At 40.3% G+C, this 17,921-nt stretch carries 15 protein-coding genes; 14 read left to right on the top strand and 1 reads right to left on the bottom strand.

The features are described 5' to 3' along the window. Nucleotides 1–7: 7 nt before the first annotated feature. Nucleotides 8–3,196: an IncHI-type conjugal transfer protein TrhN gene (gene trhN, locus L3069_RS23540; protein WP_000776701.1), complete on the top strand. Its 3,189-nt coding sequence runs from the start codon at nucleotides 8–10 to the stop codon at nucleotides 3,194–3,196. Between the two features lie 28 nt (nucleotides 3,197–3,224). On the opposite strand, the gene L3069_RS23535 is transcribed toward trhN, so the two are convergent. Further along, entirely contained in the window at nucleotides 3,225–4,097 is an 873-nt protein-coding gene (locus L3069_RS23535; protein WP_000771834.1) for a hypothetical protein, read from the bottom strand. A 179-nt stretch (nucleotides 4,098–4,276) separates the two neighbouring features. Here L3069_RS23535 and trhI point away from each other — a divergent pair, with 179 nt between their 5' ends. The 13 genes from trhI (at nucleotide 4,277) to L3069_RS23470 (ending at nucleotide 17,889) form a co-directional block, all read left to right on the top strand. After that, nucleotides 4,277–6,061, top strand: coding sequence for an IncHI-type conjugal transfer helicase TrhI (gene trhI / locus L3069_RS23530; RefSeq protein ID WP_000517885.1), 1,785 nt, complete (start codon nucleotides 4,277–4,279; stop codon nucleotides 6,059–6,061). 394 nt (nucleotides 6,062–6,455) lie between these two features. Next, on the top strand, nucleotides 6,456–7,328 hold the full coding sequence (locus tag L3069_RS23525; RefSeq protein ID WP_000041927.1) for a hypothetical protein: 873 nt from the start codon (nucleotides 6,456–6,458) through the stop codon (nucleotides 7,326–7,328). A 57-nt stretch (nucleotides 7,329–7,385) separates the two neighbouring features. Continuing rightward, nucleotides 7,386–7,763, top strand: a complete 378-nt coding sequence (locus L3069_RS23520) for a hypothetical protein (protein ID WP_000120822.1) — start codon at nucleotides 7,386–7,388, stop codon at nucleotides 7,761–7,763. A gap of 60 nt (nucleotides 7,764–7,823) precedes the next feature. Further along, the gene (locus L3069_RS23515; protein WP_000810361.1) at nucleotides 7,824–8,801 is read left to right on the top strand and encodes a hypothetical protein; all 978 of its coding nucleotides are present in this window, start codon (nucleotides 7,824–7,826) and stop codon (nucleotides 8,799–8,801) included. Nucleotides 8,802–8,858: 57 nt separating this feature from the next. Beyond that, a complete protein-coding gene (locus L3069_RS23510) occupies nucleotides 8,859–9,917 on the top strand; it encodes an AAA family ATPase (RefSeq protein ID WP_000063335.1) in 1,059 nt (352 codons plus the stop codon). A gap of 131 nt (nucleotides 9,918–10,048) precedes the next feature. Then, the gene (locus L3069_RS23505; protein ID WP_001176645.1) at nucleotides 10,049–10,222 is read left to right on the top strand and encodes a hypothetical protein; all 174 of its coding nucleotides are present in this window, start codon (nucleotides 10,049–10,051) and stop codon (nucleotides 10,220–10,222) included. 63 nt (nucleotides 10,223–10,285) lie between these two features. Beyond that, on the top strand, nucleotides 10,286–11,413 hold the full coding sequence (locus L3069_RS23500) for a DUF3150 domain-containing protein (RefSeq protein WP_236901921.1): 1,128 nt from the start codon (nucleotides 10,286–10,288) through the stop codon (nucleotides 11,411–11,413). Between the two features lie 76 nt (nucleotides 11,414–11,489). After that, nucleotides 11,490–13,496 carry a VWA domain-containing protein gene (locus L3069_RS23495; RefSeq protein ID WP_000762700.1) on the top strand — a complete coding sequence of 669 codons (2,007 nt, stop codon included), beginning with the start codon at nucleotides 11,490–11,492 and terminating at the stop codon, nucleotides 13,494–13,496. 72 nt (nucleotides 13,497–13,568) lie between these two features. Next, entirely contained in the window at nucleotides 13,569–13,790 is a 222-nt protein-coding gene (locus L3069_RS23490; RefSeq protein ID WP_000192120.1) for a hypothetical protein, read from the top strand. 113 nt (nucleotides 13,791–13,903) lie between these two features. Continuing rightward, nucleotides 13,904–15,136, top strand: coding sequence for a toprim domain-containing protein (locus tag L3069_RS23485; protein WP_000220379.1), 1,233 nt, complete (start codon nucleotides 13,904–13,906; stop codon nucleotides 15,134–15,136). Nucleotides 15,137–15,405: 269 nt separating this feature from the next. Further along, nucleotides 15,406–15,927, top strand: a complete 522-nt coding sequence (locus L3069_RS23480; protein ID WP_001011130.1) for a hypothetical protein — start codon at nucleotides 15,406–15,408, stop codon at nucleotides 15,925–15,927. 78 nt (nucleotides 15,928–16,005) lie between these two features. Then, nucleotides 16,006–16,884, top strand: coding sequence for a hypothetical protein (locus tag L3069_RS23475; protein WP_000762003.1), 879 nt, complete (start codon nucleotides 16,006–16,008; stop codon nucleotides 16,882–16,884). Between the two features lie 69 nt (nucleotides 16,885–16,953). Beyond that, nucleotides 16,954–17,889, top strand: coding sequence for a hypothetical protein (locus tag L3069_RS23470; RefSeq protein WP_000691119.1), 936 nt, complete (start codon nucleotides 16,954–16,956; stop codon nucleotides 17,887–17,889). Nucleotides 17,890–17,921: the final 32 nt, after the last annotated feature.

Here is a 17,921-nt window from a genome sequence, read left to right as displayed (position 1 = left end):
AAAAATAATGAAACTTAGAAAAACGATAGCTTCAACTATTATTGCATCAATGATTGCCAATACTATGAGTTGGGCTTTTTATATCTCTCTCATAAATATGGTAATGACTCCTCGTATTTATGCGGCAGACGCTATATTTGACCAGCTCGAAAGTAACTTTAATCTTGCTAATCCTAACGCAAATCGCAATGCGACAACCAGTGCTCAGGACATTGTTGAGAAGTACAAGAATGCGGATTCAGGCGAGAATGTCAGTGGGAAGATCACCGAGAAATACGTGGGTAAAGCCGAATCCGCTAATCTTAATCTCGGAAAGTATGGGGCAGGGAACTCAAATGAAAGTGTCATGAAAAATGCCGCATCCGATGGAAAGTCCATTGGTAGCGCCGTACAACTGCCGAGTATGTCTGGAGGGACAATCAATTCAAACTATACCAAGGAAGGGGCAAAGCTGCTCTCTCGGGATGCTAATGGCAACATTGGTATAAGCAGTAATCCCAATACTACTCCTGGAACCAAAACAAATACCGGAGAGATTTTCAGCTCAGAGCAAAAGCACAGCGATATTAAGTTCAATGCCGCAGATCGTTATGGGGATGAGGATGGCTTTGTAAACGATATAAAGAATCGGAAAAGCCAGTTATTTGATGCTCAAAGTTATGATGGCGTTGCCTACCGCACCCTCGTAAATGCTAACAAGGACAACCCGGCATCATCTATAAAGCCTAACGATCCCATGTTTACTGCGGGGAGAAATGAGATAACAAATGCTGTTGCTGGTACTGGAAACTGGCTTCAGAACTGTAATGTTGAGACCTCTAAAAAAACAGTAACCACACACTATCCTGATTACAAAGAGTTCTACTGTAACTCGCCTAAGCAAGATAACTTCAGCAGCTGCACGATAACCCGTGATTTTTCAGTCCCTGTTTACATTTCAGGCGGAAACGGAGACATGTCGATGTGCGGCGATAATTGTGTGCGTATATGGTTTGGTCGCCGTGATGACAACTACTGGAGTGACGGGGTATATGATAACGAACTGACATTAAAATTCCATCCGGATGCAAAATTGGCCTCAGCAAAGATTGTTAACGCGGAGTGGGATGACCACATGCGGGTAACACTTGATGGCACGCAGATTTTTGCTCACATAGATGGTGCATATCGAGAAAGTGACTATCCGGCTCCTAAGGGATCTTGGGAGTTAAAAAAATCGTGGAAACTCGACAAGGTTTACGATGTGACTGATAAGGTCAGAAAATCGGTGTATGAGGAGCCTGATCGAGAAGTGACAATGGCATCCAGAGTATGGGTTGGTGGGAAGGGTGAAGGGTATTTTGAGGTTGAGCTGACTTTTGAAAATATGAAGCTCGAAGATAAGCACGTCCAGGAACCAGCTGGTTGTTACGATGCTGTACAAGCTCCGAATACATTCTGCCGTTTCGATCGGTTTAAAGATATGGATGTTGGCACAAAACGGCTTCCGGAAAGCGTGCTTTCATTGGCAAAGCCTCTGTATGAAGGTGATAAAGGATTTCTTACCTGGAAGACAAACCTTGAAGGCTACTTTTGTGATCCATTGGCCAAAGACAAAATTTGCTCTTATGACGCTAGTGGAAAAATTATGAAAGACGCTAATGGAAAGGACCTCTGTTACAACTATGAAGAAATAAAGAGTATGCCTGATGCATGTAGTGCTTATAAAAATGATGCAGCATGTGTACTCGATAAACAAACATGTGCAGAGGGTTGGTTCGATGAGGGCACTAACAGTTGCTACATGTATGAACAGAAATACACCTGTGACAGAGGGAAGGATGTAGTTCGGGAGGTTGAATCTTCTACAAATGCCTGTGTTGGCATGATCCCATGTTCAGGTGGAACATGCGAAACTGGGCCAAAGGAAGAGAACAACGATTTTGGAAAAGTTGCGGCTTATTCAAACATGGTTCAGTACATGCAGGGCGAAGCCAAATGCGAAGACCCTAACGATGCCAATTCATGTTCCGTCTTTGAAGGAAAACCTGAATGGTGTGGTCGTTCAGTAGGCTTTGTAAATGGCCTGGCAAAGACGGACTGCTGCGAAGCACCACAGGGAACCGCAGGAGCACTTGAAGGTATCATGCTTGCCGGATCTATGATCAGAAACACAAACTGGACCAGAGTTAATGCTCAGCTAATAAAATGGACCGGCGGTGATACAGGTACATGGGCTTCTATGTCTAATGCGGTCGGAGAGTGGACTGCATCAGCTGGTAAAACAGTAGGGCAAATGTGGAACAACGTCACGAGCTCCTTAACGAGCGTATATGAAAACGTCGCTGGTAATCTAAGCAGGGCAGTTGGGTCTTCCGCAACTTCTGGAGGGGCAGGAGGTGCTGGCCAGTTGGCACAGGAAACAATGTCCAGCTTCGGTATAGGTCAGCTTAAGCAGATGGCAATGAAGAAAGCCTACGAATTGCTACCAGATACAGTTCGTGACTTTGTCTTTAAGAACGTTGCTACTACCGGAGGAGAGGTTGTCTTCTCGGCTGCGGTTCAAAACTTTATGCTTGCATTAAACGTGATCGGTTGGATTTATACAGCCTATCAGGTCACTAAAATGCTTTTAGAAATGTTGGTAGCATGCGACCAGAAAGAGATGGAAGCTTCTATTCATAAGAATCAAAAATCCTGTTTTACATTAGATACGGAACGATGCGTCAAATATCTGAATGTTGGTTTCACAAAGAAATGCGTTAAAAAAGCAACAGACATGTGCTGTTATAATTCCATGTTGTCACGCGTTATTATGCAACAAGCTTATCCGCAATTAGGAATAGACCCTGTCGCCTCTAATTGCGTGGGGCTATCAATAAAGCAAATACAGCAACTGGATTTCGATAAAATTGATCTGACGGAGTGGATTAATGATGCAGTTCAGGTAGGAGAAGTTCCTGATCAATATTCAAAATTCTCCGAAGAATCAATTGTGGAAAACTTACCATTCCAGAATGAGAACTATCAACTTCCATCAGAACGTACCAAGGAAGCAATGGGCGGTGAAGAAAATATGATAAAGGCCAGACAAGAAAATGCTCAGGCTATAAAAGAGGAAAATGTAGATTGTAGCTATTTACCTCGACCGGCCATATGTGAGGTAGGTTCAACTACGCTGGATCCGGTTACGGGCAAGCAGTTGCCGAAATATTGAAGAAGGGGCCGTTAGGCCCCTTTTTTAATTACTTGGCTTTCAATGTTTTTTCTGGGAAGCCTTTTTTACCGTATTCACCGGTAAAGAGGTAATAATCTTTTCCGTTGATGGAGGCTGCAACACCCCCTGGAGTTGTTGTATTTGGGCTATCAGAACGGAAAATGATACCCGAAAAATCAGCGCTTGTTTCGTTTCCTTTAAATGGGATGAACACATAACGAATTACAGCGTAATCACCAGCGGGAAGGTTTAGCTCAGGAATTTCGGTTCCTGTTGCGGGGCGAATCGCCTGAAAGCTGTACATTGAATCTGTAGGGAAAACATCAGCATCAGGCTTAGAGGGCAGATCACAGGTACTCCATTTATTGACGACTGCCATATCAATTTTACATGTGGCCAGAGCTGCTTTCTGTTTTTCAGGGTTGTATCCAAATGAGGCCTGAGTTGCTTTTGTATGCTCAAAAACATACTTAGCTCCCTCACGTACCAAACTTTCATCATTGTAAGGCAATTTTTTTGGATTGGGGACGAACACTAGGTATTGATTGACCTGGATGTATTCGGCGTCAGAAGAACTGTACAAAGAGCTGAGGCTCATGATCCCAAAACCTTTTAGACCGCCTGTTACGTAGCCCATCGAACTATTGATGAGATACTTAGAAAGAAAGTTGTCGGCATCCCCTCCAGGAGTAACCTCTTGCTCCTTAAAATTAACGTCGAAACCAGCAAACGAATAGGCATTCTTGGCGACAGAATCATTTGCATTAGCATGCCAGTACTGGCCGTGACTGTACGCATTCAGAGCGGTGCCTGGCGTAGTGCCGGTGTCACCGGCACAACCCGATAGGGAAAAACCAATGACGACAGAAGAGACCAGAGATACTAAACGTAAAAGTTTCATTTAAAGCCCTTTTTGTAATGTCTTTTGGAGATGGAACCATTATTCCATAGTCACGCGTTTCACAAACAACCTGATTGCATAAAAAAGGAAAAAAAGTGATTTCCAGTAGAACCAGCAGTACACAAGAAAAGCGCTTTTATAAAAATGTATAATTATTAAAACGAAGTAATGAGGTTGAAATGGGTAAGCCAACAGAAGAGCAAAGACCTGTTATCGAGAATGCTAGCGCAAACAATATGGTGATAGCAGCGCCTGGATCAGGCAAATCGTTCACCATGATAGAAGCGGTTATATCGATTCTCAAAAAGTATCCATATGCAAGAATCGGGATGGTGACCTTTACTCGCGCTGCAACAAACGCACTTGCAGCAAAGTTACAAAAGCGATTGAGCAAGAAGGATCTTGACCGGGTGCTGGTGGATACTTTTCACGGACTCGTTAAGAAGCAACTGGACATGATTCGCTGGCCGGGAAAGATGTTGATAGGGCCAGCACAGAGATCTGTCATTCACCGGGCTTTGAAAGAATCCGGTGTAACGATGAAGTTTGCTGAAGCTGAATTCGTTATTGATGCTATCGGCAGAGAAATGGATACGGATGTGATTTCAGTTCGGCATAACAGACAACAGATCCATTTGTTTAATACCTATCAGGCGTTATGCCAGAAAGACCATGTGGCGGACCTCAATGCTCTTTCAAAATTTGTTGTCGGTCAAATGCATTCGGGAAAAATGCGCACGTTAGATTTGACACATTTGATAGTAGACGAAGTTCAGGATACTGACTCTATACAATTCTCATGGATAGCATTGCATACAAGAGCTGGAGTCTATACGAGTATAGTTGGAGACGATGATCAGGCCATCTACTCCTTCAGATCCTCAGGAGGAGTCAAAATATTTCAACAGTTTGAAAAACACTTCAGACCTAACATATTTTACTTAAACACATGCTTTAGGTGTGAACCTGAAATTTTAGAGGTGGCCGGAGCACTGATAGGAAAGAATGTTTACCGTTATGCCAAAGAGTTACGCTCGGCAAAAAAGGGAGGGGGAAAGGTCACTTTTCGTTCATATGTAGATATGGAGGAACAGATACAGGGTATTTTAAGCCTTATAAATCAGGATCCACATGGATGGGCAATTCTAAGCCGCAATAATGCTCACTTGGATGAGCTAGAAAGTTTGATCGAACAGCCAGTAATTCGTTACGGAGGTAAATCATTCTGGGATGAAAAAGAAACAAGCGATGTGTTAAGCCTTATGGCCTTTTTCCGACAATCAAATGATCCTCGCTTAATGAAGAGAGTATTGGCATTGTTTGGAGAACAGGAATCAGTTTTGGATGAAGTGGCATTGAGTATGAGAGGAAGAAAAGTTACTTTTGGCGACCTTGCCATCCCGGAGGACAGTTCTCTCGAAACAAAAACATTACATTCAAACTTCGTGCGCTTTACCCAGGAAAGTTCTGATAAAGTTGAGATAGCAAAACGTTTCGCCAACCTTACGAAATGGATGGAATCGTCGTCAATCAAGATGAGGAGTAATAAAGGTACAGCAACCTTAACAAAAATTGCTTTAGACACTTGTAAACAGTGGGCAGAAAAGACTGGTTGGATGAATATGATAAATCGTGCTGCTGCAATGTCATTAGGCCCTAGGAAGAAGGACGAGGAATACAGCCCAGAGAAAGTAGTCCTATCAACCTTGCATGGTTCAAAGGGTCTTGAGTGGAATAAAGTAATAATAATGAGTTGTAATGCGGATCAGATACCAAGTAAAAGATCAGTTGGGGAGGAGGCAATAGAAGAAGAAAGACGTTTGCTTTATGTTGGATTTACGCGTGCAGAAAAGCAACTTTTTGTAATGTGGTATGGTGATCCTTCTTTCTTTTTAAGAGAATGCAGTGAAGAAAAGATAAAAGAAGCAGCTAATATTCGAATTTCTCCACTTTATACAGAATAATTCGATATGGGCATTTACTTATGCTTAAAGCTATAGTATAAAAACAATGAGCTTAAATATCAGCTCCCAAATTTGAGTAACTTTGCTTAAAGTTACTTTCGCGTTAAGCGTTGATTTAGCCGTGAAAAGCGGCCAGCTTAAACAAGCTGTAAGACACCACCGGCAAAATGTCACCTTTGTCGCTGGTGCACTTCCCATGCCTGCAAAAGGCAATCTGAATTTACCAAACCGTAACTAATTTAGCTCCTCCTGGGGCTATTTTTGTTGCGTACTTCTAATGCCAGATAGTATAAATCAGGCGGTTCATAGCTTACGGGAGATGAATGACAGGCTTTGCCTTCGTGTTGAAACAAAAATTTGTTTCTTCCTTCTTACTATATATAGGTGACCCCAAATGTCTAAAAATAAAGCTCGCAGTAAAGCCCTTCATCAAACCTTTAGTGAAATTATTCCAGAGATGGATAAGGCGCTAAACAAACAGCTCTTAGAAGTTCTGATGAAATATACAGAACGTGATAATGAACTGATTGTTATTTTGAATGAGGACGGCCCAAATATCATTGAACTTAAGTCTCTTAAGCCTGTGTCTTTGTTGGCCGAAAAGCTTTCTGCTTATTCAAGCTATTATCATGTGGATGTTGTGGAGCTCGTGGTCAAGAAAATTGATTTCGAAGGAGCTTATAAGCTTCTTAAAGCTTCCCCAGATGTACCACTTTTTAAAAGCTTAACTGAACTGGATAAATATCTTGTTGAGGAGTTTGAAAAATACGGATTAAATTCATTTCTTGACGTGGATAATCTGGATTACTCACTTGAAAAAGCCAGTGAACTCAAAAATGAGCAGTTAATAAATTGGGTTTCGGACATCATTTGCAAACGTGAAAAATTAACTTTACGTAAGCGTTTTGATGTCGCAGTAAAGGCCCACTACGAAAATGTAGAAAAAATGTATGATACCATTCGTCCGTTAATGAAAAAACTGGGTTTCCCAGAAGATCTCATGACGCACACCTTTAGTGAGTTAAGCGTTTTTGAAACTAAAGGATGGGACCATGCAATAAAATCGAAAATTGAGACTCTCGCTAAGCGTGAAACTCAATATTTAGATGATGCGGCTAAAGCAGAGAATCGACGTCTTGTAACAGAGAAGTTGGAGAACTCTTTAGCGATTGCACCAACTAAACCAACAAGAAATTGGTTACATATTGCCGGAATTGCCTGTTTGGTAGTCTGCACGTTCATGTATGTAACTAATAAATTTATTTAATCCTGTTAAGGGGGAACCCTAACGGGGCTTCTCTTTGAACAAATCGAGGAGCGGAAAATGTCATATCTTGAATATATCAATGAAGTAAAAGTGTCCGGGATAGTTATCAGTGCTGTGGAGAAAAAAATGACTGACCAGAGTATAGGTTTGTTAATAAAGCTCAAAAATAGGATGAAGACAGAAGTTGATGGTGAAATCACTGAGAGAGAATTTTCAGTTCAAATCAAGGTGTCGCCTGAAATGTATTCAACCTGTTTCACTGGTATAAATCAGGGTGATGAGTTGATGGTCTCCGGTTATATTGTTGTCGATACTATTATGATTGAAGGGAGAGAACATCCTCTTGACTACATGAGAGTGGTAGCAACAAGTAAGTTGGCTCACATACCTAAACCTCTAAAAGGTTTTGGACAAAGTAGCTTTAATCAGATCTGACATTAAACCCACCCTAAAGGGGAGAAATCCCTTCATGGGATTTCTCCTTTTGGAGTCCCCATGAAACAAAAATTTAGGGCTACTGCAATAAGTAGTAATCAACTTAGTTTTTTTTCTATATTCGATATAGATGAAGATGAAATAACGCAAATAGTTGATTCACCCAAAGAGCATTTAAATGATGCATACACGTCCGGATTAAACTTTAAATCAGATGAAAGTAACATTTCTGAGATAAATTATGATTCTGAAAGGCGTGAAAATCACCTTTATGAAAAATCCAAATTACTTAAAAATCAGATTTTGCATACAATTAATTTTGCAGCAGAAACAGATTATCTATATTCGGTTGAAGAATATAACCCAGATTTGGGTGGTCTGGTAATAGAATGGACCCCTGAGGATGTGTATGTTGTTTTTCTATCCGCTATGGAAGAGTCTTTGGAAATCATTAAAGAACTAGTGTTGAGGAGAAAGTTATTCTTCAAAGATGACAATGGTAATATCACAGTGAATCCACTTTTAGAAGCTGAAACACGGTGGTATATGTCAAAATCATTTGAATACACTTGTTTATCTCATGGACTTGATGCATGTGAATTTAGAGCGGAATTAAAATCATGGCTCTATTATCATTCGCATCGTTCGATTAGTGAAAACACGAAATTAGCTGAATGCAGGAATGATGATGAAATCATTTTGCATGATTGCAATGACGATATGGGCTGGGACATCTTCTTTGATCAGGATTATTTAATGTCAGAAAAAAAACTGGCTGTTAAATGGACTGACAGGGAAATTATGGATGTTTACATAAAAGCTTTTAAATCCACATTAGAGTTGTTTGACGAGCTTGTTTCATGTGATCTGTTAACTAAACGAAACGCTTTTGGCAAGTTAGAAATAAATCCAATATTCGAAAATCATTTTGAATGGATCATGTCTGAAGCTTTTGAAATAGTGGGAAATCATCTTGGTTATAATGTGCCTCAAATCAGGAAACTGATGGCAACTATTTGCCAAATGAATCTCAAATAAAATGCCACTGGCAAACATCTGCCAGAGGGCGGTGTTTGCATTTTACCGGAGTTAAAAATGTCTAATGCCGCTATGAAGTTAAATGAAACATCTTCTGATGCTTATGAAAAATTAGAAGCTCTTCTTTCCCCGGATGTTATAAAGTTAAAACATTATGTGGATAAAGGTGAGTATCTTTTAGTTCTAGCAAAGGACCTTTTTGGTATTCCAGAAATGGATCCAAAGATGGCTGTGCCTGTTTTCAAAACTAAAACCTCGTATCGAGCTCCGCTGAACAAAGACTACATACCAAATCCCCGAATACTTGAACAAGTGGTTAAACTGCTTATCAGTCCGGATATAGATTTAAGTGTGTGTCTTAAAGGTGAGTCCGGTTCTGGCAAGACTGAAATGGTAATGTACATTAGCCACATGATGAATTGGCCGCTGACAATTAAGCAGATCAACAGCAATATTCGAGTTGATGAGCTTGAAGGTGAGCGCAGTCTTAATGGTGGTAATACAGGTTTTGTACACAGCGATTTGGTAACGGGATTTCGTAATGGTCACCTCATTCTTCTGGATGAAGTGGACAAAATCGATCCTGATACGGCAGCAAAACTTCACATGCCCATTGAACGTAAGCCCTGGTCACTCAGTGCTAATGGTGGTGAGGTTATAACTGCTAATGGCTACACGCGATTTATTGGTACTGCAAACACAAACATGAGTGGAGGCGCTCGCCGGTTCGTTTCTTCTCAACGTCAAGATGCAGCTTTTATAAAGCGGTTCTTGATAGTTGAAATGGAGAAGCCCGACAAAGTTGCTTTAACCAATGTGCTTACTAAACGATATAGCTCTTTGCCTTTTCAGGTCATTGAGAAGTTCGTAAGAGTAGCGATTGCAGTAAATGACTCTGGTACAGAAGACAGTGTGATGGATATTCGTCAATTAGTAGCTTGGGTTGGCACGTCGATGACGTTAAAAACCTTTAGTCTTCTTGACACTTTCAAAATAGCTTTTGCTTCTGCTTTACCTTTACATGTGGTCGATCTTGTTCTTCAAGCTATAGATCTTTCTCTTGGCGAAGACAAGGATAAATCGCTGGAGTATTTCACAGCAAAAAAGTCGAGTTAGATGGGATTTGTTATGAAACCTCTGATATTTGTATCTCAGAGTTATCCCATCTTGAATTTAGTGCGTTTTTAAGTACGGATGGTGCTGCTACCATTGCTATAGCAAAAAACGGAACTAATTTTACTGGACTTATGCAACTGAATAACGACTATTCTTTATTGTTTTATCATGATGGTAAAATAAATATGGAAGGTCTAATTAAAGAAATGGAATTAAAAGGTTATATGTATCAGGGAGCAATGGGCAATGATGATGTTGCCGCTGAGTTTCCCGGTATTCTTTTAATTGCACCAGAGAAGCTTTAATATCAACCCTATCGGGAAATCTTTCCCGTTGGGGAGGGTTTCCACTTTTTTTTGGAGAAACCCATGACTTTAAATACTTCAATGCTTAACAAAGTATCTGCAAAACAAATCTCTGAGAATTTTGCAAAATCATATCCAGATTTACTGGAAGGTGCAGTTATAACAAAAATTGAAATAAGTGGCTGTCAAGGATCGCGTCGAACCGATAAAATCGATTTGTCTTATGATGGAGATGATATTACGGATCAAAAAAGCGTATCTAAAAGCGAAGTACGTTGGATTGACATAAAAGCCCTTAGCTTCAAAAGTACGATTACCAGCAGAATATCAACCCTTTGCTCACGCTTGTGCATCCGCTATAGCAATATGTGGATTTTACCAGTTTCCAGTATGGAAGAGTTTCTGGAAGGGGCCCAAGAGATTGAACGAGAGTTTCAGGCAGGTATTCAAAACGTTGTAGACAATTATGAGATGCATATTGAGGCTGAAAAAAATAGAAGCCCAAGAATGTCTTCTTTGATTGATCAGTTGAAATTAACTAAAGATGATTTCATAAAATCCTTTAGATTTAATATTGCTCACTTTATTCCTTTTACGCCTATTAGCGTTGAAGGTGATGAAACCCAGGACTACTATCAGGAACAATTGATAACAGATCTGGCAGAAGAAGCAATGATGGTTTATGAAAAAATTAGTAAAAATAATAATTTGCGCTCAAGTACTATTGACCGACTGAAGCAAATGCAAAATAAGATCATTAGCTTCATGTTTATACATAAAGAGGCGGCAGTACTTGCAGAAGCTATAAAACACATAATGAATAATTTACCTAAAGGTGCCATTTCTGAACCTCGCGACGTTGCGGTGTTACAGCAGTGGTTTTATTTCATGAGTGATGCTTCAATGTTAAAGCGTATTATTTCAGGAGAGCAAAAGGTTACTGACTGGTTGGAATCTATTACCAGATCATTTAATCAAAGCTCACAAACAGAACCGAACGCGCTACAGAACACAGGTATTGAAGCTATTTTAGATTCAACAAATGTGTTTCAGGTTGAACCTGTCGTAGAGAACGATATAAAAAACAGCACGTTTTCAAACACTGATTCTGTAGCTGAACCTGAGAAATCAGTTTCGCAACAGGAAGACAATGCTGAAAATGGTTTTGATATCGAGCTCAAAGGCTGGTAACTGTTTGCTTTATTAAAAACCCCAGATGGGTACTTCACCATCTGGGTGAGTACCCCTTTTTATAAAGAGGTATTCTATGAAATTAGATCTTAAATCATCGCCGCGCCATATTAAGCGTTTACAGAATATAGCAAAAGTCATTAGCGGCTTAGGCGATGTAAGAGTTGTAATAGACGACAATACCAAAGGACCGTATTTTGATCCTGTCAATAAAGTTTGTGTTTTACCAAACGGCGATTATAGCGATGATGACTTTGTCAGTCTGATTGAAGGTTTTACCTGTCATGAAGCTGGTCATGGTCGCTATACCGTCAGTGAGGTTTACAGTGACGCCTTTAATAGTGTTCTCATGTCATCTGAAGGGTTTACACGCTTCGATGACGGAATGAATGCAGAGTTTGAGAGCCTCGCTGAGAAACGTAAAGCTTATAGCAGGGCAAAACGTCTTACCGGGCTTATAAATCTGTTCGATGATGTACAGATGGAAGAGAAGGTTGGTAACGATTATCCGGATGCAAAGCGGCGGCTTGCAGCCACTTACGCACTGATGGTTAAAGCCGGAAGGATGACTCCTGATATATCTTCTCGTCCGGAAAATCCTGTCCTATTTATTGAGTGGTATCTGCTTAACTCATTGCGAGTAAAAGTCCTTCAGCAGGTAGGTCACAAAGAAACCCTCGATCCGTTTTTTGACTATGCCCAAAAGATACTTTCTCCAGTAATTTCTGATGTTGAGGAAATTTTTCATGATGCTCTTGGTTGTGAAAATACTCAGGGCTGTGAATCCCTTGCTCGTAAGACCCTGGCTCTTTTAGAGAGACTGCGGGATGAGGCAAAGGAACAACAGCAGCAGACAGAGCAGGAGGAGCAGGAGGCATATGATGAATCCGAGACCGATACCGATACCGAATCAGAAGATAAATCGCTTACGTCGACTGATAGTCGTGAGGATGATTCTGAGGACGATAGTGAAGGTCAGGCAGATACTTCCGATAACGCTGATCTTGCTCAAGAGGGATGTTCTGAGCCTTCAGAACTTGCTGAAGATAACGAGGGAAATAATGAACCCACCGGTGGCAATCCCACGGGTGATAACATTATTGAAGACGATACTGATGCGATTAACCCTTCCGAGAGTGAATCAGATGAAGCCAGTTCGACTAACGTTGAAGATGAAAGTAACTTTTCATCGGCTCAATGGGAGATACTGGCAGATTTGTTGGATGCCTTTCTTAGCAGTGATGAGGATAGCGAAGATTATCACGATGCTTTGGCTAAAGAGATTGAAGGTATTGCATCAAAAGTATCCGATGACGTGAAAGCCGAATTCGGTGCTTCTGAATGGGATATCCCTGATCTCCTTATCGATTTGAATGTTTACAATGAGGCTTTGTCTCTGAGTCATTCAATCGGTAGCGACTTGTCTGTTTTACAGCAGGTTAAAATGCGTGGCCGAAACAAAACTCATGAGCGTGGAATTACCTTCGATGGAAATCGATTAATTCTGTCACAAATGGGAGTTCGTGATGTCTTCAGAGCTCAAAGCGAATCTAAAAATAGAGGGCATGTTGGCCTCGTATTAGTTCGTGATATTTCAGCGTCAATGGCTAATGATGAAAGATATATTCATGCCATTAAGTCAGATCTTGCTTTATCGATGGCCGCTGAAAGTTTGTCAAAAATGCATGTCTCCAATATAGTTTTTCCCTTCAAGGAAAGTGAATTTGAGATTATCAAAACGTTTGATCAAAGCGTTGAGGAATCTCTATCGAAATTCACTCTTGGATGTAAGGGTTATTATACCCCTACGGGATCTGCTTTAATGGCAGCTGTTGATCTGTTACTTGACAGCCAATTCGATAGGAAAATAATTTTTCTTATAACTGATGGTTATCCGAATAAATCGGAATTTACTATCGTCGAAGTTATGGAAAAGGCTAAATGTAATGGAATAGAAATCGTTGGTGTTGGTATTAAGACTGATGAAATAATTGGTTTTGAAACGGACACTTTCGTAACAGTTGATGATACTTCTTTATTGTCTATTGAAGTCAGTAAGCTAGTTCATCAAATACTTTCTTAATAAACTCTACCCAATCGGGGCAAAAAGGCCCCGGTGGGTCTTTTTGCTCCATGAAGGAATAAGGAGCAAAATATGACTCAGATAAAAACTTACCGTGTAGAACATGAAAAAGTCGGTGCGATGCATAAAGTCCGTATTTTCGGACGTGTTGGTGAAGTTATAAGCAATGATAGCCCTCAGGAAAGAATCTTCCGCGAAGTCACTATAGCGGAGGGTAATAGCCAGCAGGCTGCGTTACTTGTAGATAACTACATACAGCGTCTTGAGAATAATGGCTTCACGACTGAAGCATAAATGTTGAGGGCCCCCGGGCCCTCTTTCTTAAATTCTGCGTTGTGGGTTTCTCCCTGTCTTCTGCACCGCAGAAGGCATTGAGAAACTCACAATGCCAGATAAGAGAGATCATCATGACTTATGCATCCCCGGCTCTTCGTCGTAAACCACAGGAAGTATCTGAACACTTTATTAAACTCGTTCATGCTCGAATTGCTGAAGTGTCTGGCTGGAAGTATATATTCGAAAGAATACCTGCTTTCAAAGACGCTTGTGCAAAAGCCCCGAGCCAGGTTCCTTGCCCGTTTACTGGCGCAGGGAAATCGAAGTTTCGTTTCCGACAAAAAGACCTTTATACCGGATGTGCGATCCATAATGACTTTCCGGTAAATGAGTTTTGCGACGGAATTGATGTTCTGGCGAAATATTATGAATTAAGTAAAACGCAGACTTGCAAAAAGATTCTCTCAGATTTTTTCGGGATGGATCTGCATGCTCCGTTAACTGACGCCGACATTGAAAATGAACGACGCTATAAATCAGCAGTTCGTGCCACAGAAACTCTTGACCGAGAGGAAGTGGCAAAGCGAATGCGAAAACTTGATGTGATGTATCACTATACCGGTGAAATAAAGCCTAATACTCCTGTTGCTTTGTACCTCCGTAATCGTGGGATCTCCCGCTTACTGAGTCACTTACCAAAGGATTTAGGCTTTAATAACCGGATCTACTATTGGGATAAAGATAAGCAGAAATCGATTATCTATCCGGGAATGATTGCAATCTATCGTGACACCCGAGGTCGGCCTCTGACTATCCATAGAACATACGTAGACAAAAACGGTGATAAGGCACCTGTAGAAAATCCAAAGCTGATGATGAAGCCTCCTGCCGATATGACAGGTGGCTCAATTCAGTTGTTTGACCCTCACTATGATTCAGGTAGTTCGACCTGGACACTGGGAGTGGCTGAAGGGATCGAGAATGCGCTTTCTGTTGTAGAAGCGACTTCAACACCATGCTGGGCAGCCAGCTCCGCATGGTGCCTTGAAAACGTTACTGTTCCTGATTTTTTACTGCCTCCGCCGGATGTAAAATATATAAACTTTTATATCTGGGCGGATAAGGATATTGCTAACTCACAAGGCACTCGTGCCGGTATCGAAGCTGCTCAGCGACTTCAAAGCCGCATGGTTGAGTTTTTGGCTAAACGATATCCCGCATCAAAGCTGACAATTGAAGTCTTCGAACCAGCACAAGATATTCCTGATGGGAAAAAGGGTATCGACTGGAACGATGTTCTCCAGTTAACAGGGCAGGATGGATTCCCGATTCACTGGGCTCCTGAATGTCTTAATCAGCTGTAACAACGATAACTCCCCCGCATTTTGCGGGGGGGGTTATCTTATCAATATTATTTTTTAAATTGTATTGATAAGATAACCGCTTTCCTTCGTGATAATTACCTGCCTTTAAGGTCTTTTCACGGCTGAGATGCTTGCTCAGTTAAATAAATGTGCGGTACTACTGGCTATGGTCGGTTGTATGACATGGTTATTCCATAAACTATTAAAACCCATAACGGGAGTATTACCGTTATGGTGATGCTCGTCGTTTTACATCGGAGAGCATTTTAATGAATTTTCAAACTAACGAAGTTTTTAATAAATTTGCTGCTGTTATAAAATCGCGCATCGTCAATGAACCATCGTCATGCTATTTGCTGCATGATAATGAGATAGATATAACGATTTTGAAACATGGCATATTAGAAAATGACAGAAACCTGTTGTACGTAGTTCGTCCTTCAGGAACGTGTTTGTTGCGTTGTGACAAATATTTCTATCCGAAATATTATCTTCGTTGCCGTGGAGATTATAAGTCATTCATATATGTCCATCTTGATCTACATAGTGGTGAAGCTAAAGAAATCACATGGGAGCAAGCAGACGATATGCTGTCTAGTCCAGGAAAACCCCCATTAAAAGGAAATCTTGGACGATTTGAGTATATAAAAGTTGTGGTTGAGGACCTTCGTATTCGAGGTTACGCTGATTATCTTCCTGCGTATAATCTTGATGACCTTCGCCGTTTTGCCTTACAGGACGACCGCCCATCCCTTGTCAGATACATTGACAATGTAATGGCAACGGTCTGATTGGTTGCTAATTGATTTACATATTTTCCCTGATGGCCAACCTGCATCAGGGAGGCCTCAATAACGACTGGAGGCTGTATGAAGTTAGCTACGGACCTGGTAAAAGCTATTTTGATTAGAAATGGTGTTGAACCAGTAAATATAAGCGAATCATCTAAATTATCTTTGAAACAACCACTGACAGAACTTAAATTCAGTTTATATTTGCGAACTGAGCATTTATCTCACTTCCTACCCGGTTATGTTTATTCTATAAAAGAATGTCCACTGTCATATGACATCGGGATCGAAATTCAGAAAATCTTCGAAAGTTTACATTTGTTAAACGAAGAATTTGAATCCCTCGGTTTTGTTTCTGTATGGATAGAAATGCATCAAAGCATTTTTGAACAAAGTCGGTTTAAGAAAAGTAACTTTACTTTTCGGGAGGAAGAGGTCGAGCTTGCTAAAGGGCTTGTTTGTTCTCACAATTCACAAATAAGTAATGCGGCTTATTTCTGGCTTCAGCACTTTGAGGAGTTTATGATTTATGTTCGTAATAAGCTTATCGACCTCTTTCGAGAGGCCTATGACCTGATCCTTGGAATGCAGCAAGTATTTTTCATTCGGGAAAAGGAAGAGCTGTTGAAAACTATAAGTTATGGGGATGACCTGTATGAGGTGAAATTAATGGCGGCTGAGCTTTACTCTATCGAACAGAACTTAAAGTGTTCTGAATCGATAAGTACAAAATCTCAAGCTTCGGCATATATTAACCGCATCCGTGAGTTTGTGCGTTCGGGGTGGAGGCAGGGCTATATAGTCTGCCATCATAAGCGAAGTAATCAAATCTCATCATTGTCATTACCGATGTACTTGAAAGATACGTCAGGCCGAAGTGCTCGAAAGCGAGTAAAACGTCTTATATCTTCTACAGTTTGTGGTAGAAATAAAGATTTAGGTCTTACAGATTTTTAATTAAATTATACCCATGTGGGGATCACACCCCATATGGGAGTGATCCCTTTTTTATTGAGAGAGGATCACATGAAAATTATCGAAAAAATCATTAATGCCTTTTTGGTTGTTCAACATAAAAAAATACAGGTTAAAAACATTACATTTTTAGACAATGGGCAGGGCATGTTCTCTGGTATGTCTTTTGATGCTGATGTTTCACTGGAGTTTATGTATGAATCAGCAAAAGCATATAGTTCTTGTTTCTGTGATATTCCCTTTCCAGGTTTTGAAGATGCAAATCTGGAGGAAATTACGAAATTTCAATTAGATGCTTTGAAGCAAAGAAAGAATCATTCTTTCATTGTTAACCATTTGAGGTTTCCTATAGTTTTAAGGGAAGGGTGCAAAATCGAAAGAGGAGAAGTCTATTCAATTTCGAATTGCACTTATAATAAAGAAAGATTGCAGTATCTTTTTTCTCAGGATATTTACGGTAAGTTGTATAATTCCTTAGAGAAAGAATTAAGCTCGTTTTTCTCATTTATCAATGTTGAGGTGCACGAGTTGTTAAAAGATGCTGTATGCTTTGCATTAAAAATCCTGAATAAGATATCTTTGGATACACCTGAAAGACTTATTAAAGCTTTTAATTATCGTGACTGGTATTGTAGTTACGATGTTGAGCTTTTTAGGAAAGGCTTACCTGGTCATATTCTGGAAGAGCTCATTGCTCCAGATATCTTACTTTCAGACCTTAACGGTTGTAGAAAAATACTTAGAAATGCAAAACGATTTCTAAATGGACATACAAAAACCAATTGTGTTTATATTAAATATGAATGGTGGTTGGGGCCTGTGGATACCTCACACTCAGCTAAGTTGATGTCTGACAAAGAAATTAACAACCGAAGTGACTTGAAGAATTTTTCAAAGGTCTTTTTCAAAGAGTGTTTAAGTTCTGGTAAGTCGGAATATGAAAACCATCTTAGTGAAAAAGAACATGCGCTTCGCTACAATTATTAATTAAAATTATTTTCTCCCATAGGGATTTCTCC

The organism is Enterobacter cloacae complex sp. ECL411 (assembly GCF_021869665.1).
GTDB lineage: Bacteria > Pseudomonadota > Gammaproteobacteria > Enterobacterales > Enterobacteriaceae > Enterobacter > Enterobacter intestinihominis.
The sequence above is the reverse complement of the archived record's forward strand: the minus strand, read 5'-3'. Positions and strand labels throughout refer to the sequence as shown.